This is a genomic window from Janibacter sp. UYMM211 (assembly GCF_040547045.1).
GTDB classification, from domain to species: domain Bacteria; phylum Actinomycetota; class Actinomycetes; order Actinomycetales; family Dermatophilaceae; genus Marihabitans; species Marihabitans melonis.
The window spans coordinates 338,303-354,647 of the sequence record NZ_JBEPOY010000002.1 but is presented as its reverse complement, the minus strand read 5'-3'; the positions used below and the strand labels follow the sequence as shown (position 1 = coordinate 354,647).

Here is a 16,345-nt window from a genome sequence, read left to right as displayed (position 1 = left end):
TCGAGAGGGTCCTGCCACGCCGAAGGGCAGCCAGCAGGGTTTTGTACGCCAGCCGGCATGGGCCGGGGCGAAGGGGGTCAGCTCGGCTGGTGCGGGGCGACGACGACGCCGATCCGCTGCAGCTCCTTGACGTCGGTGTACCCGGTCGTCGCCATCGCGCGGCGCAGGGCGCCCATGAGGTTCGTCGTGCCGTCGGAGTGGCGGCTCGGCCCGAAGAGGACCTCTTCGAGGTTCGCGACGGAGCCGACCTCGACCCGCGAGCCGCGGGGCAGCTCGCCGTGGTGGGCCTCGGCGCCCCAGTGGTAGCCGCGGCCGGGGGCGTCGGTCGCGCGCGCCAGCGCGGCGCCGAGCATGACGGCGTCGGCGCCCACGGCGATCGCCTTGACGATGTCGCCGCTCGTGCCCAGGCCGCCGTCGGCGATGACGTGCACGTACCGGCCGCCGGACTCGTCGAGGTAGTCGCGGCGGGCAGCAGCGACGTCGGCGACCGCGCTGGCCATCGGCGCGTGGATGCCGAGGGTCTGCCGGGTCGTGTGGGCCGCTCCCCCGCCGAAGCCGACGAGCACGCCGGCCGCACCGGTGCGCATGAGGTGCAGGGCCGCCGTGTAGCTGCCCGCGCCGCCGACGATGACGGGGACGTCGAGCTCGTAGATGAAGCGCTTGAGGTTGAGCGGCTCGGCCCGGCTGCTCACGTGCTCGGCCGAGACGGTCGTGCCGCGGATGACGAAGAGGTCGACCCCGGCCTCGACGACGGTCCGCCAGTGCTGCTGGGTGCGCTGCGGGCTGAGCGCGCCGGCGACGGTCACGCCGGCCTCGCGGATCTCGCGCAGCCGCTCGGTGATGAGCTCGGGGACGATCTCGGCGGAGTAGATCTCCTGCATCCGCGCCGTCGCGACGGCGGGGTCGAGGGTGGCGATCTCGGCGAGGACCGGCTCCGGGTCCTCGTAGCGGGTCCACACCCCTTCGAGGTCGAGGACGGGCAGCCCGCCGTGCTTGCCGAGGGCGATCGCGGTGGCCGGCGACATCACCGAGTCCATCGGCGCTGCGATGACCGGCATCTCGAAGTGGTAGGCGTCGATCTGCCAGTCCAGCGAGACCTCCTCCGGGTCGCGCGTGCGCCGCGTGGGGGTCACCGCGATGTCGTCGAAGGAGTAGGCCCGACGGCCGCGCTTGCCTCGCCCGATCTCGATCTCGTTCACCCGGTCAGCGTACGGGTAGCCCGATGGGCGGGTGCGCGGGGAGCAATCGGGCGCACCGCTGCGTTACACATGGACGAAGCGTCCTCGACCCGAAGGAGAAGACCATGGCCAGGCTCGGCAGGATCACAGTGCTCGCCACGGCGGCAGAGGCCGCCCGTCAGTGGGCGAAGAACAACCCCGACAAGGCCGGCGCCTACATCGACAAGGCGGGCGCCGCCGTCGACAGGGGCACCAAGGGCAAGTACTCGCGCCAGATCACCTCGGCGACCGGCAAGGCGAAGGGCGCGGTCGGCGGCGGGCACCGCGGTGGCACCACCACCGCACCTCCCGCCCCGGGCACGACGCCCCCGCCCTCCTCGCAGACGCCGCCGCCCCCGGTGAGCTGACGCCACGTCCGACGAAGGGGCGACGCACCACGGTGCGTCGCCCCTTCGTCGTGCGTGGTGACCCGTCAGCAACAGGACCCGTGAGTGCCTGGCCCTCCCCATGCCGGGGCAACCGCACCAGGAGTCCCGTTACTGCCGAGTAGCTGCGTCAGGCCTGCGCGCACGACCGCGCCCCGCGTCAGACCTCGGTGTCGCGCAGGACGCGCAGGGCGTTGCCGTGGGCGAGCGCCTCGAGGTCGGCCCGTGACCACCCGCGCTCGGCGAGCGCACCGAGCAGGTGGGGGTAGCGCGCGACGTCGTCGAGATCGGCGGGCAGCACGTCGACGCCGTCGAAGTCGCCGCCGAGACCGACGTGCTCGATGCCGACGACCTCGCGCAGGTGCTCGAGGTGCGCGACGACGTCCGCCGCGGTCGCCGGCGCCGGCGCCTCGCCCTGAAAGCCCCCGAGCCGCCACTGCGCCCAGTCCTCGCGCAGGAAGTACGGCACGAAGTTCGCCATGACGACCCCGCCGTTGTCGGGCATCCGCTCGAGGACGTCGTCGGGCACGTTGCGAGGGTGGGAGCACAGCGCGCGCGCGTTGCTGTGGCTGAAGAGGACCGGCCGGCTCGTCTCGTCGAGCGCGTGGTGCATGGTCTCGGCGCTCACGTGGCTGAGGTCGACGGCGACGCCGAGGGCGTTCATCGTGCGCACGACCTCGCGCCCGAAGTCGGTGAGGCCGCCGTGGACGCGCTCGTCGGTCGCGGAGTCCGCCCACGCGGTGTTGTCGTTGTGCGTGAGGGTCATGTAGCGCACGCCGCGGGCGGCGAAGGCCGCGAGGTGCTCGAGCGACCCGTCGATGCTGTGCCCGCCCTCCATGCCAAGCAGCGCCGCGTGACGCCCCTGCTCCCACACCCGCTCGACGTCGGCGGCCGTGCGGGCGAGCTCCATCTCCTCGTAGCGCGCGCACATGGCCTCGACGAAGTCGACCTGCTCGTGGGTCGCGGTCACCGCGGCCTCGCCCGGCAGCTCGCAGGGCACCCAGACCGACCACAGCTGGGCCGCGAGCCCGCCCGCGCGCATGCGCGGCAGGTCCGTGTGCAGCTCGGGCTGGTCGAGCGCGATGTCGCAGCGGTCGAGGTCGTACCCGGCGATCTCGCGGTGGTGCCACGGGAGGTCGTTGTGACCGTCGAGGACGCGGATGCCGGTGATGTCGGGGCTCTCCATGCCCGGCAGTCAACCAGCCGTCGAGCATGCTGGGCGCATGGACCTCGCCCCCGCCGGACCGCTCGACGCCATCACCGACGTGCCCGGCGTGCGCGTCGGCCACGCGACCCGTGACGAGCCGGGCTGGCTCACCGGCACGACCGTCGTCGTGCCCCCGATCGGCACCGTCGGCGGGGTCGACGTGCGCGGCGGCGGTCCGGGCACCCGTGAGACCGACCTGCTCGACCCCCGCCACACGGTCGACCTCGTCGACGCGGTCGTCCTCGGCGGGGGCAGCGCCCTCGGGCTGGCCGCCTGCGACGGCGTGAGCGCCGGCCTGCTCGCCGACGGGCGGGGGTGGCCGGCCGGCCCGGGCCCCGGCGAGGTCGTGCCGATCGTGCCCGGCGCCATCGTCTTCGACCTCGGCCGCGGGGGCGTGTGGGGTCATCACCCGGGGGCCGCCGAGGGCCGGGCCGCGTACGACGCGGCGACCACCGGCCCTGTCGACGAAGGGGTCGTCGGCGCCGGCACCGGGGCCCGCGCCGGGGGTCTCAAGGGCGGGGTGGGCACGGCGAGCGCCGTCCTCGCCGACGGCTCGACCGTGGCCGCTCTCGTCGTCGTCAACGCCGTCGGCTCCCCCGTCGCCCCCGACGGCCGGCTCCTCGGCGCGCGCCTGCTCGGGCCGCAGGAGGCGGCCGAGCTCCCCGAGCCCGACCCGGCGCGGGTCGACGCCTACTGGGCGGCGCTCGAGCAGGAGCAGACCGCTCTGCGGGCCGGCACCGCGACGACGATCGCGGTCGTCGCGACGGACGCGAGGCTCACCAAGCCCGCGGCCTCGATGCTCGCCCGGGTCGCCCACGACGGCATGGCCCGGGCGATCTCACCGGTGCACACCGCCTTCGACGGCGACACGGTCTTCGCCCTCGCCACCGGCGAGGGGCCCACCCCCTCGCCGCTCGACCTCGTCGTCCTGCAGACCGAGGCGGCCCGTTGCGTGACCCGGGCGATCGTGTCCGCGATGCTCGCGGCGACCTCGGTCGACCGCAGCGCCGACGGCGGCGCGGTCCTGCGCTCCTACCGGGACGCCCTCGTCGGCTGAGCCGCGCTCAGCGCGCCCGGCTCAGCGGGCGGAGTAGTTCGGCGCCTCGACGATGCCCTGGAGGTTGTGCGGGTGGCTCTCCTTGAGCGAGGCGGAGGTGATCCGGACGAACTTCCCCTTCGCCTGCAGCTCGGAGACCGTGCGGGCGCCGACGTAGAACATCGACTGGCGCAGCCCGCCGAGCATCTGGTGGGTGACCGCCGAGACGGCGCCGCGGTAGGCGACACGCCCCTCGACACCCTCGGGGACGAGCTTGTCGTCGCTGTCGACCTCGGCCTGGAAGTACCGGTCCTTGGAGAAGGACTTCTTGCCGCGGCTGCTCATCGCGCCGAGGCTGCCCATGCCCCGGTAGGACTTGTACTGCTTGCCGTTGACGAAGATCAGCTCGCCGGGGCTCTCCTCGCAGCCGGCGAGCATCGAGCCCACCATGACCGAGTCGGCGCCGGCGACGATCGCCTTGGCGATCTCGCCGCTGTGCTGCATGCCGCCGTCGGCGATGACCGGCACGCCGGCGGGCTTGCACGCGAGCGAGGCGTCGTAGACCGCGGTGATCTGCGGGGCGCCGACGCCGGTGACGATGCGGGTGGTGCAGATCGAGCCCGGCCCGACGCCGACCTTGACCGCGTCGACGCCCGCGTCGACGAAGGCCTGGGCGCCCTCACGGGTCGCGACGTTGCCGCCGATGACCTGCACGTGACGGGTCGCCGGGTCGGACTTCAGGCGGCCGACCATCTCGAGCAGCATCCGCACGTGGCCGTGGGCGGTGTCGGCGACGAGCACGTCGGCCCCGGCCTCGATGAGCGTCGTCGCGCGCTCCCACGCGTCGCCGAAGTAGCCGATGGCGGCACCGACGAGCAGACGGCCGTCGGCGTCCTTGCTCGCGAGGGGGAACTGCTCGCTCTTGACGAAGTCCTTGACGGTGATGAGACCGGCGAGACGACCCTCGTCGTCGACGATCGGCAGGCGCTCGCGCTTGTGCTGGCGCAGCAGGGTCGTCGCGTCCTCCTGCGAGATGCCGACGGGGGCGGTGATGAGCGGCATCTTCGTCATGACGTCGCGCACGAGCGTCGTGGCCCACTCGGCGACGGGGGTGAAGCGCAGGTCGCGGTTGGTGATGATGCCGATGAGGTGCTCGCCCTCGTCGACGACCGGCAGCCCGGAGACGCGGTACTCGCCGCAGCGCTGGTCGAGCTCCTCGAGCGTCGCGTCGGGCCCGATGACGACGGGGTTGGAGATCATCCCGGTCTGGGTCCGCTTGACGAGGTCGACCTGGTAGGCCTGGTCCTCGATGGAGAGGTTGCGGTGCAGCACGCCGATGCCGCCCTGCCGCGCCATCGCGATCGCCATCCGCGACTCGGTGACGGTGTCCATCGCGGCGGAGAGCAGCGGCGCGTTGAGCGAGAGCTCACGGGTCAGCCGCGTCGTCGTGTCGAGCTCGTCGGGCGCCAGGTCGCTGAAGCCGGGCAGGAGGAGCACGTCGTCGTAGGTGAGCCCCACCTTGGCGAAGGGGTCCGCCTGCGCCGCCGCCTGGGCGGCGAAGTCGTCGTGGCGAGGGTCGGAGGAGGAGCCGAGAGCCATTGGACAAGTCTAGGCCGCATCGGCAGGTGGTCCGGACACCCCCACGACCGGGCTCGACCACGTCCGCGGGGCGGTCCCGTGACGTCCGCGAGGCGGTCGCCCCTAGCGCGATCGCGCCGACCCGCAACCCGGCATGACCATCTCTTGACGAAGACCCCCGATTTCTTGGGCGAATCCTGACGTCGAGGGGTGTTGGACCTGGGCGCCCTCTCCGTAGCGTTCCGTGCCACGAGGGCAGCCCGCCCAGGGGTCGACATGACCAGGGCCGCCCTAGATCAGCAGAGCAGAACGGGGTACCGCGATGGCCGACCTAGGACACCTGCCAGGACCGGTGGCGGACCTGTGGGAGTGGCAGTACGAGGGCCGGTGCCGCAGCATCGACACCGACGTCTTCTACCACCCGGAGGGCGAGCGAGGGGCTGCCCGCCGGCTGCGCGAGACGGCGGCCAAGGAGATCTGCGCGACCTGCCCGGTCATCGCGGCCTGCCGCGCGCATGCCCTCGCCACCCGCGAGACCTTCGGCGTGTGGGGCGGCATGACCGAGGACGAGCGCGAGCACCAGCTCGCCCGCGCCGCCCTCGCCGGCTGACCCGGCGGCGACCGCGGCACGCGCCGACCCGCCTACGCTGGTCCGCGTGAGCACGCACGAGTCCGTCTACATCCGCGACGACGTCATCCGGCTCGGCCAGCTGCTCAAGCTCGCCGGGCTCGTCGACGACGGCGCCACCGCCCGCGAAGTCATCAGCGAGGGCCGGGTGAGCGTCGACGGCGAGGTCGACACGCGACGCGGCGCCCAGATCCGCCCCGGCCAGGTCGTCGCGCTCGACGGCCAGGAGGTCACCGTCGTCCAGGGCGAGCCGGAGATCGACGTCCCCTGGTGACGCCACCGACCCGGTCGAGGTGATGGGGCGAGCCCTGGCTCATGGGATCATCTCGACGCGGTGCGGGTCGCTCAGGAGCCGGCGAGCATCCAGTCGAGCGCGTCCGCGACGTGGATCTCCGTCGTGTCGTGCAGGGGCACCGGGCAGTCGTCGGGCTCGATGAGCAGCCCGAGCTCGGTGCCGGCGAGGACGACGGCCTCGGCGCCGCGGTCGACCATGCCCTCCATGACCTGACGCACCCGCTTGCGCGAGGCGTCCTTGATGACGCCGTGCACGAGCTCGTCGTAGATGAGCGCGTCGACCTCGGGGCGCTCGCTCTCCTCGGGGAGGATCACCTCGAGCCCGCGGGCCGACAGCGGCCCCGTGTAGAAGTCGGCGCCCATCGTCGTCGCCGTGGCGAGCAGGCCCACGCGGCTCTGGCGCTGCTCCTCGACCCGCCGGGCGGCGGACTCGGCGATGTGGAGCAGCGGGATGTCGACCGCGGCCGAGACCCGGTCGGCGACGGCGTGCATCGTGTTCGCCGCGATGAGCAGGCCCTCCGCTCCCCCGCGCTCGAGCGAGCGGGCCGCGTCGACGAGGACCTCGGCCATGCCGTCCCAGTCGCCGGCGTGCTCGAAGTCCGTCACCGGCGCGAAGTCGACGCTGTGCAGGAGCACCCGCGCGCTGTGCAGACCACCCAGGCGCGCCTCCACCCCTTCGTTGAGCAGCCGGTAGTACTCAGCCGTCGCGGACCAACCCATGCCGCCGATGACACCCAGGAGCCTCATAGCGCTCACCCTAACCACGGGTGCGCGCGTCCGAGTGGCGTACACCCTGCGCACCGTCCTCGCCAGGCGATCTAGGCTCGTGCGACGTGAAGGTCCTGCTCCTCGAGAACATCCACGAGTGCGCCACCGCCGCGCTCACCGACGCCGGCTTCGAGGTCGAGACGCGCTCCGGCGCCCTCGACGAGGCCGAGCTGATCTCCGCGCTGGAGGGCGTGGAGATGCTCGGCATCCGCAGCAAGACGCAGGTCACCCGGGAGGTGCTCCAGGCCCGGCCGGAGCTGCGGGCCATCGGCGCCTTCTGCATCGGCACCAACCAGGTCGACCTCGACGCGGCCGCCGCGCACGGCACCGTCGTCTTCAACGCGCCCTTCTCCAACACGCGCAGCGTCGTCGAGCTCGCCATGGCGGAGATCATCGCGATGGCCCGTCACCTCACCGACAAGAACTCCGCGCTCCACGCGGGCGTCTGGGACAAGTCGGCGAAGGGGGCGCACGAGGTCCGCGGGCGCAGCCTGGGGATCGTCGGCTACGGCAACATCGGCAGCCAGCTCTCCGTCATCGCCGAGGCCTTCGGCATGCACGTCAGCTACTACGACGTCGACGACAAGCTGCCGCTCGGAAACGCGCGTCGCTGCGACAGCCTCGAGGAGCTGCTCGAGACCTGCGAGACGGTCTCGCTCCACGTCGACGGACGCGACGGCAACGCCGGGGTCTTCGGCGCCGAGCAGTTCGCCCAGATGCGACCGCGCAGCCTCTTCCTCAACCTGTGCCGCGGCTTCGTCGTCGACCTCGAGGCCCTGCGCGAGCATCTCGTGAGCGGTCACATCGCAGGCGCGGCGGTCGACGTCTTCCCCGAGGAGCCGAAGAAAGCGGGCGACCCCTTCGTCTCGATCCTCCAGGGTCTGCCGAACGTCATCCTCACCCCGCACGTCGGCGGGTCCACCGAGGAGGCGCAGTACGACATCGGGCGCTATGTCAGCGGCAAGCTGCGCGACTACGCCCACACCGGTGCGACGACGATGTCGGTCAACGTGCCCTCCGTCGCGCTCACGCAGTCGCCCGGAGACACCCGCATCCTCCACCTGCACCGCAACGTCCCCGGCGTCCTCGCCCGGGTCAACACGCTGCTCTCCGAGGGCGGGGCAAACATCGACAGCCAGCAGCTCTCGACGCGGGGCGAGTACGGCTACGCCGTCACCGACCTCGCCGGCTCCCTGCCCGGAGACGTCGAGCAGCGGCTGCGCGAGCTCGACGAGACCATCGAGGTCCGCGTCATCACCTCCTGAGGCCTGCCCGTCCGGCGCGTCGGACGGCGCCTCGACAGGGCGAAGGGGTGAGACCCGCCAGATCTCGTCGGGTCGGGACCCACCCGCAGTCCGACGCGCGGAGCCGCTCAGCGAGCGGCAGAGACGGGCTCGGGCAGCACCGGGGCGCGGCGCGCGCGGGCCTGGAGCAGCTGGGCCGCGGCCAGGCCGGTCATCGCGATGCCGGCACCGACGAGGTCGGTCGCCGAGGGCTGGTCGCCCTGCAGCACCCAGGCGAGCAGGATCGCCAGCGGCGGCACCGCGAGCACCCACGAGACGACGGTCGCGCTGGGGTTGCGGTGGAGCAGCGAGTAGAAGATCCCGTAGCCGACGAGCGTCGAGACGACCGCCGTCCATGCCGTCGACAGCAGCGGGCGCCAGCCGAGCCCGGAGAGGGCGTCGACGACGGTCGCCGGGCCGTCGACGAGCAGGGACAGCGCGAGCAGCGGCAGCGGCACGACGAGCGAGGACCAGACCGTCAGACCGAGGCCACCGGGCACCCCCTTCGCCCGCACGACGACGTTGCCGACCGCCCAGGACAGGCCGGCGAGCAGGGTGACGGCGAAGGGGAGCAGGCCGGCCGCTCCCCGGCCGAGGGCGACGACGGCGAGTCCGACGACGGCCACGCCCACACCGATCGCCACCGCCGGGGCGACCCGCTCGTGGAGGACGACGGCCGCGATGACGAGGGTGAGGGGCACCTGAACCTGCAGGACGAGCGCGGCCATCCCGCTCGGCATCCCGAGGTGCAGCGCGAGGTAGAGCATCGAGAACTGGCCCAGGCTCACGGTGAGCCCGACCGTGGCGAGCACCCGCCACGACACCGCCGGGCGCGGGACGAGGAAGATCGCCGGCAGCAGCACGAGGACGAAGCGCATCGCGGCGAAGAGCAGCGGCGGGACGTCCTGCAGACCCCACTCGATGACGACGAAGTTGCTCCCCCAGATGAGGGCCATGAGGGCGGCGAGCCCGGTGTCACGAGGGGTCATGGGTGCCAGTCTGCGCGCGACGACCTCGTAGCACCAGCAAATGATCTGTGTGCTGACCGTGTACCGTCGCTGCATGATCGATCTCGACGCCGTCCGCGCGCTGCGCGCCGTCCGGGACCACGGCACCGTCGTCGCCGCGGCGGAGGCGACCGGCTACACGACGAGCGCGGTGTCGCAGCAGGTCAAGCGGCTCGAGCGGGCCGTCGGCCTGCCGCTCCTCGAGCGCGTGGGGCGCGGCGTCATCCTCACCGAGCACGGCCGACGGCTCTGCGACTCGGGCGGTGAGGTCCTTCGCGCCGTCGAGCAGGTCGAGGCCGGGCTGCAGGCCGCCGCCGACCGCGTCGTCGGCGAGCTGAGCGTCGCGGCCTTCTCGACGGCGCTGCGCGGGCTCGTGGCCCCGGTCGTCCGCGACGTCCTGCGCACCTGGCCCGACCTGCGCCTGCGCCTCAGCGAGAGCGAGCCGTGGCAGACCGTCGAGCTCGTCGCCGCCGGTCGGGTCGACCTCGGCATCACCCACTCGTGGGGGACGGTGCCGCTGTCGATCCCCGAGCACGTCGACGTCCGCCCGCTCCGCGTGGACCGGGCCGACCTCGTCGTCCCGGCGGGTCATCCCCTCGCCACGGCCCATGAGGTCCGCGCCGCCGACCTCGTCGACGAGGGCTGGGTGGCGACGCCCGAGGGGACGATCTGCCGCGAGTGGCTCGTCCACATGCATGCGCTGCACCGGGCTCGCCCGCGGGTCGTGCACGAGTCGGCCGAGTTCGACGCCCAGCTGGCGCTCGTGCGCGCCGGTCTCGGGGTCGCCCTCGTGCCGCGCATGGGCCGCTCCGAGCTCACGGCGGACCTCGTCGCGGTGCCCGTCGTCGACCCCGTGCCGACCCGCGAGGTGCTCGCGCTCTCGCGGGTGTCGATGCGCGAGTCCCCCGCCGTCCGCGTGCTCCTCGACGCCCTGACCTGCTGAGCCGGGCTCTCCTGCCCGCTGCGCGGCGACGAGCGGGGAGGTGCCGGAGCCGGTAGGTTCCGCACACGCGGGTGCAGGGCCCGCGATGTCGGCAGGGGGTCGTCATGAGCAGGTCCGTCCGTGCGCTGCAGGTGCTGCTCGCCGCGCTGCTGCCCCTGCTCGTCCTGGCGCCCGCCGCTGCGGCCGAGCGCGTGCCGGTGCCGCCGGCGCCCTCCTCGGCCACCCGCTTCGCCGACCCGGACGACGTGCTGACCTCGGGTCAGCGCAGCCGGCTCGCACGCTCGCTGCGCGAGACCGCCCGCTCCGAGCCGCAGGTCGTCGTCCGGGCACTCGTCGTGCGCACGACCGGTGACGAGGGCGTCGAGGCGTATGCCCGTCGGGTGGGGACGAGCTGGCGGGCCGGCGTCGGACGCGGGGTGCTCGTCGTCGTCGCGACCCAGGACCGCCGCATCCGGGTCCAGGTCGGCAGCCGCGAGCGGGCCCGGCTCACCGACCGCGAGGCCGCGCGCATCATCGGGCAGGTCCGACCTGCTCTGCGTGACGGGCGCTGGGAGACCGCGGTGGCCCGGGCCGTCGAGCTCGCCGCGGCCGAGGCCGGCAGCCCCGCCCAGCGCACCGGCGCCGACACCGAGAGCGACTGGGTCGAGCACGACGAGATGCTCGGCGGGCCGTGGGACGTCGGCGACGACGGGGTCGCGACGGGGCAGGACCTCTTCGGCGTCCCCTTCGCCTTCGTCGGGGGCCTCGTCGTCGTCCTCGGGCTCGTGGCCGTGGTGACAGGCGGTCGCGGGTCCTCGCGGCACCGCTCGAGCGCGGCCGGCGTCGCGCTCGGCATGTCGCACCACCATCACCATCACGGCGGGCACATGGGTGGCGGCTTCGACAGCGGGAGCGGCTTCGGCGGGGGCGGCGGAGGGGGCGACGGCGGGTCCTCGGGGTCCTTCTGACGAGGCGGGAGGGCCCGAACCCTCCCCCGCGCGGTCTCGGCCCCGAGATCCCAGCTCTCCCCGGAGCTACCCGGCAGTAACTGGACCCCTGGTGCGGTTGACCCCGTATATGCGGGCCAGCACCCCCACGGGTCCCGTTGCTGCCGGGTCACCGGGACGACGAAGGGGGCGACGCACCGTGGTGCGTCGCCCCCTTCGTCCGGGGTGAGGTCGGGTCAGTGGTGGTGACCGTGACCCGCGGCAGCGGGCTCCTCGTCCTCGGGCTTGTCGACGACGAGCGTGTCGGTGGTGAGGACCATCGACGCGATCGACGCGGCGTTGACGAGCGCGGAGCGGGTGACCTTGACCGGGTCGATGACGCCGGCGCCGACGAGGTCGCCGTACTCACCGGTCGCGGCGTTGAGGCCCTGACCCGGCTCGAGCTCGGAGACCTTCGAGACCGCGACGTAGCCCTGGAGGCCGGCGTTCTCGGCGATCCAGCGCAGCGGCTCGACGGCGGCCTTGCGCACGATGCTCGCGCCGGTCGCCTCGTCGCCCTCGAGGGTGAGGGTGTCGATGACGGAGACGGCGTGCACGAGGGCGGAGCCGCCACCGGCGACGATGCCCTCCTCGATCGCGGCGCGCGTCGCGGAGATCGCGTCCTCGATCCGGTGCTTCTTCTCCTTGAGCTCGACCTCGGTGTGGGCACCGACCTGGATGACGCAGACGCCACCGGCGAGCTTGGCGAGGCGCTCCTGGAGCTTCTCGCGGTCCCAGTCGGAGTCGGTGCGCTCGATCTCGGCCTTGATCTGGTTGACCCGGCCCTCGACCTGCGAGCTCTCGCCCTGGCCGTCGATGATCGTCGTGGCGTCCTTGGTGATGACGACGCGACGGGCCTGGCCGAGGTCCTCGAGACCGGCCTGGTCGAGCTTGAGGCCGACCTCCTCGGCGATGACCTGGGCACCCGTGAGGATGGCCATGTCCTGCAGCATCGCCTTGCGGCGGTCGCCGAAGCCGGGGGCCTTGACGGCCGCGACGTTGAAGGTGCCGCGCATCTTGTTGACGACGAGCGTCGACAGCGCCTCGCCCTCGATGTCCTCGGCGATGATGAGCAGCGGCTTGCCCGACTGCACGACCTTCTCGAGGACGGGGAGGATGTCGGCGACCGTCGAGATCTTGCCCTGGTTGATGAGGACGTAGGCGTCCTCGAGGACGGCCTCCATGCGCTCGGCGTCGGAGACGAAGTAGGGGCTGATGTAGCCCTTGTCGAACTGCATGCCCTCGGTGAAGTCGAGCGAGGTCTCGGCGGTCGAGGACTCCTCGACCGTGATGACGCCGTCCTTGCCGACCTTGTCGAAGGCCTCGGCGATGATCCCGCCGATGGTCTGGTCCTGCGCGGAGAGCGAGGCGACCTGGGCGATCTCGTCCTTGCCCTCGACCTCGCGGGCGGTCTCGAGCAGACGCCCGGAGACGGCCTCGACCGCCTTGTCGATGCCGCGCTTGAGGCCGGACGGGGCGGCGCCCGCGGCGACGTTGCGCAGGCCCTCCTTGACCATGGCCTGGGCGAGGACGGTCGCGGTCGTCGTGCCGTCACCGGCGACGTCGTTGGTCTTGGTGGCGACCTCCTTCGCGAGCTGGGCGCCGAGGTTCTCGTAGGGGTCCTCGAGCTCGATCTCGCGGGCGATCGTCACACCGTCGTTGGTGATCGTGGGGGCGCCCCACGACTTGTTGATGACGACGTTGCGACCCTTGGGGCCGAGCGTCACCTTCACCGCGTTGGCGAGCTGGTCGACGCCACGCTGGAGGGCGTCACGGGCGGAGTCGTTGAACGCCAGTTCCTTGGCCATGTCAGTCCTTACTGTTGATCGAAGGGGGGAGGTCAGCGCGACGCCCCGGGGAGCCCGGGCGGGCCCGCACCCGGGGCGTCAGCGTGCTGAGAGGTGGGTCAGCCGACGATCGCGAGGACGTCGCGCGCCGAGAGGATGAGGTACTCGGTCCCGCCGTGCTTGACCTCGGTGCCGCCGTACTTGCTGTAGATGACGCGGTCGCCGACGGAGATGTCCATGGCGACGCGCTCACCGGCGTCGGACACGCGGCCCGGACCGACGGCGACGACCTCGCCCTCCTGGGGCTTCTCCTTGGCGGTGTCCGGGATGACCAGGCCGGAGGCCGTGGTCTGCTCGGCCTCGAGCGACTTGACGATGATGCGGTCCTCGAGCGGCTTGAGCGAAACCGACACGTTGGCTCCTTCGATGGAAGTTACTTCGCTTGTCTTCAGTGGTCAGAGCCGCTCGCCGTCGCGGGGGTCGACCGGCTCTGGTCCTGGCACTCACCAGTGGAGAGTGCCAAGCAGAAATCTAGGCCGCTCGTTAGCACTCGGTCAACCTGAGTGCCAGCAGGCGGTCAGCGCGGGCCGTGGTGGTGGGAGCTGAGGACCTGGCGGCCCGTCGCGGTCGGTGCGTAGTAGACGCTGCTCCCCCGCCGGCTCGGCTCGAGCAGGCCGGCCCTCGTGAGCCACCGCAGGTGCTGGCCGGCGGCCGAGGTGGAGACGCCCAGGTGGCGACCGAGGGCGGTGCTCGTCGTCTCCAGGCCCACCGAGGACAGCGCCGCCGCGCGGGCCGGCCCGAGCAGGGCGGAGAGGTCGGGGCGGTGCGGTGCGGCCCCGAGCGGCACCGGACGCGCCGGGTAGAGGACGTAGGGCTGCGCCCCCTCGTGCACCGGGCAGGCCGGGAAGGGCGCGAAGAGGGTCGGCACGAAGACGAGCCCTCGCCCGTCGACGTCGGCCTCGAAGTTCGGCCCGTTGGGGTTGCGGCAGACGACCTGCGTCGCCGTGACCTCGAGATGGGGGCTCAGCTGGTCGAGAGCCGGCAGCAGCCCCGCGGTCACCGCGACGTCGGAGCGCACGGCGATGTCCTCGCGCAGCGCGGCGCTGATCCGCTCCCACCACGGCGCGAAGCTGTGGGTCCAGTACGCCTGCATCGCGGCGACGACCTGGCGGTGCACGGCGACGTCCGAGCCCTGCAGCGCCACGGGGCGACGGTCGGGGAAGAGCACGTCGAGCTCGGCCCCGACGACCGCTGGGTCCATGCGGGCCAGCTCGCGCATCTCGGCGGTGAAGTCCGGTGCACCCGCGTGCGGCCGCGGGTTGAGGAACTCCGGGGTCGACATGTCGTCGGAGACGAGCGCGGCGAGGGTCTGCAGCACGGGCAGCGGCGTCGTCGCGAGCACGTGCCGACGCCACTCGCGCAGGTGCGGGTAGTCCTCCGGCCGACGGATGACGCGCAGCGAGAGGCAGGCCTCGGTGAGGGCGGAGATGCCGAAGCGCGACGTCATGAGCTCGGTCGGCGTGAGCCGGTACACGAGCTCGTCCGGCGCGGGCAAGGCCTTCAAGGGATTCACTTCATCTCTGCACGAAGGGGTGTGCTCCGTCAGAGCATGTCACCTGGACGAATCGCACCGAGACCACAGCCAGATCCGGGCGTGACCACATCACGACGTCACGCCGGTCTGCGCGGAAGGAGCCTCCCGAGCTGAGCTCGACGGCGTGACCCCGCTGGTGCGGGCGCGCGCAGGAGATCAGCCACCCGTCTGCCCGGCGCAGGGACCGTTGGCAGCCCCCGGAGGGACGAAGGGGGACCTCACTGGCGAAGGGGCCAGAGGGGTCCCCCTTCGCATGGGGTCTGGCCGATCGGAGGAGGTCCCAGGGGGCCGCGCCGACGACGGGTCCCCTTCGCGCAGCGCGCACGACCACGGCACGGCCTGGGGAGGCCGGGCCGAGCGACGCACCGCGCGAAGGGGGGTGAGAGGGTGGGGCGGTGGACGTCACGACGGTCAAGGCCCTCGCGGGTCCCCAGGGGCACGAGCTGCTGAGCTCGCTCCCCCCGTACGACGAGTCGCAGGTGCTCGCGGTGCAGGGCCGGCTGCGGGCGCAGGGGCACTCCCCCGAGCTCGTCGCCGCGGCGCTCACCCAGCACCGGCTGCGCCACCGCGCCCGGGACAAGTTCGGCGAGTTCGCCGACGGCATGCTCTTCACCCCCGACGGCCTCGAGCAGGCCACCCGGCTCGAGGTGGCCGCCACCCACGCCGCCCGCTTCGCCGCCGCCTCGCTCGCGACCGTCCACGACCTCGGCTGCGGCATCGGCTCGGACGCGATGGCGATGAGCTCGCTCGGCGTCACCGTCCAAGGCCTGGACCGGGACCCCGTGACCGCCGCCGTCGCCGACAGCAACCTGCGACCGTGGCCGGACAGCCGCGCACGCGTCGGCCTGGCCGAGGACCTGCAGCCCCCGGCGGACCCGATCCACGCCCGGGTCGGCATCTGGCTCGACCCCGCGCGGCGCACCCCCGGGGTCGCCGACGCGCAGGGGCGCACCCGTCGGGTCTTCCGGCTCGAGGAGCTCTCGCCGTCGTGGGACCTCGTCCTCGAGCTGGCCACCGCCGTGCCGGCGACCGGGGTGAAGATGTCGCCCTCTCTGCCGCACGACGTGCCCCCGCTGGGCACCGAGGCGCAGTGGGTCTCCTACGACGGCACGGTCCTCGAGTGCTCTGTGTGGTGGGGCCCCCTCGTGCGCACCGCCGGGCGCAGCGCGCTCGTCATGCGGCACGGGGCGCCGAGCGTGCGGGTCGACCAGTCGCACGCCGACGAGGACCCGCCCGCCGTCGCCTCGCTCGGGGGGCTCGGCGCGCACCTCTACGAGGCCGACCGCGCGGTGGTGCGGGCCGGTCTCGTCGGCGCGCTGACCCGAGAGGTCGGCGGGGCGGAGGTCGAGCCCGGTCTGGGGCTCGTGACGAGCGAGAGCGCGCACGACGTCCCCTTCGCCCGCGGCTACCGGGTCGTCGAGGCGATGCCCTACAACGTCAAGGTGCTGCGCGCCTGGCTGCGCGAGCGCGGCATCACCGGTCTGACCATCAAGAAGCGCGGGATCCGGGTCGACGACGAGCAGCTGCGACGCGGGCTGCGCATCGGCCGCGGGGCCGGCGACGGGGCCCAGGCGGTCGTCGTGCTGACGCGAGTGGCCGGCGAGAGCGCGGCGGTCGTCGTCGAGCCGCTCGCGTAGCGTGACCCGGGTGAC

At 73.0% G+C, this 16,345-nt stretch carries 16 protein-coding genes; 8 read left to right on the top strand and 8 right to left on the bottom strand.

What is annotated here, in order from left to right:
• Nucleotides 1-77: 77 nt before the first annotated feature.
• A complete protein-coding gene (locus ABIB53_RS06835) occupies nucleotides 78-1,199 on the bottom strand; it encodes a GuaB3 family IMP dehydrogenase-related protein (RefSeq protein WP_068273296.1) in 1,122 nt (373 codons plus the stop codon).
• A 104-nt stretch (nucleotides 1,200-1,303) separates the two neighbouring features.
• On the opposite strand from ABIB53_RS06835, the gene ABIB53_RS06830 reads away from it, so the two are divergent.
• On the top strand, nucleotides 1,304-1,585 hold the full coding sequence (locus tag ABIB53_RS06830) for an antitoxin (RefSeq protein WP_354587610.1): 282 nt from the start codon (nucleotides 1,304-1,306) through the stop codon (nucleotides 1,583-1,585).
• Between the two features lie 178 nt (nucleotides 1,586-1,763).
• Here ABIB53_RS06830 and ABIB53_RS06825 read toward each other — a convergent pair whose 3' ends face one another.
• Nucleotides 1,764-2,789: a dipeptidase gene (locus ABIB53_RS06825; RefSeq protein WP_354587609.1), complete on the bottom strand. Its 1,026-nt coding sequence runs from the start codon at nucleotides 2,787-2,789 to the stop codon at nucleotides 1,764-1,766.
• A 37-nt stretch (nucleotides 2,790-2,826) separates the two neighbouring features.
• Between ABIB53_RS06825 and ABIB53_RS06820 the strand changes: the two genes are divergently transcribed.
• Nucleotides 2,827-3,867 (top strand): P1 family peptidase, encoded by a 1,041-nt coding sequence (locus tag ABIB53_RS06820; RefSeq protein ID WP_354587608.1) that lies wholly within the window; start codon nucleotides 2,827-2,829, stop codon nucleotides 3,865-3,867.
• Between the two features lie 21 nt (nucleotides 3,868-3,888).
• Here the strand turns inward: ABIB53_RS06820 and guaB are convergent, their stop codons facing one another.
• The gene (gene guaB, locus ABIB53_RS06815; RefSeq protein ID WP_354587607.1) at nucleotides 3,889-5,445 is read right to left on the bottom strand and encodes an IMP dehydrogenase; all 1,557 of its coding nucleotides are present in this window, start codon (nucleotides 5,443-5,445) and stop codon (nucleotides 3,889-3,891) included.
• Nucleotides 5,446-5,746: 301 nt separating this feature from the next.
• On the opposite strand from guaB, the gene ABIB53_RS06810 reads away from it, so the two are divergent.
• Together ABIB53_RS06810 and ABIB53_RS06805 are read left to right on the top strand one after the other, a co-directional pair.
• Complete coding sequence (locus ABIB53_RS06810) at nucleotides 5,747-6,034, top strand: WhiB family transcriptional regulator (protein ID WP_068273287.1); 288 nt, start codon at nucleotides 5,747-5,749, stop codon at nucleotides 6,032-6,034.
• A 46-nt stretch (nucleotides 6,035-6,080) separates the two neighbouring features.
• Nucleotides 6,081-6,326, top strand: coding sequence for an RNA-binding S4 domain-containing protein (locus ABIB53_RS06805; RefSeq protein WP_068273282.1), 246 nt, complete (start codon nucleotides 6,081-6,083; stop codon nucleotides 6,324-6,326).
• A gap of 71 nt (nucleotides 6,327-6,397) precedes the next feature.
• Here ABIB53_RS06805 and ABIB53_RS06800 read toward each other — a convergent pair whose 3' ends face one another.
• A complete protein-coding gene (locus ABIB53_RS06800) occupies nucleotides 6,398-7,093 on the bottom strand; it encodes an aspartate/glutamate racemase family protein (protein WP_123091201.1) in 696 nt (231 codons plus the stop codon).
• A gap of 86 nt (nucleotides 7,094-7,179) precedes the next feature.
• On the opposite strand from ABIB53_RS06800, the gene serA reads away from it, so the two are divergent.
• Complete coding sequence (gene serA / locus ABIB53_RS06795; protein ID WP_229300642.1) at nucleotides 7,180-8,379, top strand: phosphoglycerate dehydrogenase; 1,200 nt, start codon at nucleotides 7,180-7,182, stop codon at nucleotides 8,377-8,379.
• A 107-nt stretch (nucleotides 8,380-8,486) separates the two neighbouring features.
• Here serA and ABIB53_RS06790 read toward each other — a convergent pair whose 3' ends face one another.
• Nucleotides 8,487-9,386 carry an EamA family transporter gene (locus ABIB53_RS06790; RefSeq protein ID WP_354587606.1) on the bottom strand — a complete coding sequence of 300 codons (900 nt, stop codon included), beginning with the start codon at nucleotides 9,384-9,386 and terminating at the stop codon, nucleotides 8,487-8,489.
• A gap of 73 nt (nucleotides 9,387-9,459) precedes the next feature.
• Between ABIB53_RS06790 and ABIB53_RS06785 the strand changes: the two genes are divergently transcribed.
• Together ABIB53_RS06785 and ABIB53_RS06780 are read left to right on the top strand one after the other, a co-directional pair.
• A complete protein-coding gene (locus ABIB53_RS06785) occupies nucleotides 9,460-10,347 on the top strand; it encodes a LysR family transcriptional regulator (protein WP_354587605.1) in 888 nt (295 codons plus the stop codon).
• Nucleotides 10,348-10,451: 104 nt separating this feature from the next.
• Entirely contained in the window at nucleotides 10,452-11,294 is an 843-nt protein-coding gene (locus tag ABIB53_RS06780; RefSeq protein WP_354587604.1) for a TPM domain-containing protein, read from the top strand.
• A gap of 215 nt (nucleotides 11,295-11,509) precedes the next feature.
• On the opposite strand, the gene groL is transcribed toward ABIB53_RS06780, so the two are convergent.
• The 3 genes from groL to ABIB53_RS06765 all read right to left on the bottom strand — a co-directional run bounded on the left by groL (nucleotide 11,510) and on the right by ABIB53_RS06765 (nucleotide 14,663).
• Nucleotides 11,510-13,120 carry a chaperonin GroEL gene (groL, locus tag ABIB53_RS06775; RefSeq protein WP_123091205.1) on the bottom strand — a complete coding sequence of 537 codons (1,611 nt, stop codon included), beginning with the start codon at nucleotides 13,118-13,120 and terminating at the stop codon, nucleotides 11,510-11,512.
• A gap of 98 nt (nucleotides 13,121-13,218) precedes the next feature.
• Entirely contained in the window at nucleotides 13,219-13,512 is a 294-nt protein-coding gene (gene groES, locus ABIB53_RS06770) for a co-chaperone GroES (protein WP_068273266.1), read from the bottom strand.
• 164 nt (nucleotides 13,513-13,676) lie between these two features.
• Nucleotides 13,677-14,663 carry an ArsR/SmtB family transcription factor gene (locus ABIB53_RS06765; RefSeq protein WP_354587603.1) on the bottom strand — a complete coding sequence of 329 codons (987 nt, stop codon included), beginning with the start codon at nucleotides 14,661-14,663 and terminating at the stop codon, nucleotides 13,677-13,679.
• 425 nt (nucleotides 14,664-15,088) lie between these two features.
• On the opposite strand from ABIB53_RS06765, the gene ABIB53_RS06760 reads away from it, so the two are divergent.
• Entirely contained in the window at nucleotides 15,089-16,330 is a 1,242-nt protein-coding gene (locus ABIB53_RS06760) for a class I SAM-dependent methyltransferase (protein WP_123091207.1), read from the top strand.
• The last annotated feature ends 15 nt before the right edge of the window (nucleotides 16,331-16,345 follow it).

Excerpts from the sequence above, each read along its gene's own strand:
- ABIB53_RS06800 (WP_123091201.1), bottom strand. The coding sequence starts at position 7,093 with ATGAGGCTCCTGGGTGTCATCGGCGGCATGGGTTGGTCCGCGACGGCT.
- ABIB53_RS06810 (WP_068273287.1), top strand. The coding sequence starts at position 5,747 with ATGGCCGACCTAGGACACCTGCCAGGACCGGTGGCGGACCTGTGGGAG.
- ABIB53_RS06780 (WP_354587604.1), top strand. The coding sequence starts at position 10,452 with ATGAGCAGGTCCGTCCGTGCGCTGCAGGTGCTGCTCGCCGCGCTGCTG.
- ABIB53_RS06785 (WP_354587605.1), top strand. The coding sequence starts at position 9,460 with ATGATCGATCTCGACGCCGTCCGCGCGCTGCGCGCCGTCCGGGACCAC.
- ABIB53_RS06790 (WP_354587606.1), bottom strand. The coding sequence starts at position 9,386 with ATGACCCCTCGTGACACCGGGCTCGCCGCCCTCATGGCCCTCATCTGG.
- groL (WP_123091205.1), bottom strand. The coding sequence starts at position 13,120 with ATGGCCAAGGAACTGGCGTTCAACGACTCCGCCCGTGACGCCCTCCAG.
- ABIB53_RS06825 (WP_354587609.1), bottom strand. The coding sequence starts at position 2,789 with ATGGAGAGCCCCGACATCACCGGCATCCGCGTCCTCGACGGTCACAAC.
- guaB (WP_354587607.1), bottom strand. The coding sequence starts at position 5,445 with ATGGCTCTCGGCTCCTCCTCCGACCCTCGCCACGACGACTTCGCCGCC.
- ABIB53_RS06820 (WP_354587608.1), top strand. The coding sequence starts at position 2,827 with ATGGACCTCGCCCCCGCCGGACCGCTCGACGCCATCACCGACGTGCCC.
- ABIB53_RS06830 (WP_354587610.1), top strand. The coding sequence starts at position 1,304 with ATGGCCAGGCTCGGCAGGATCACAGTGCTCGCCACGGCGGCAGAGGCC.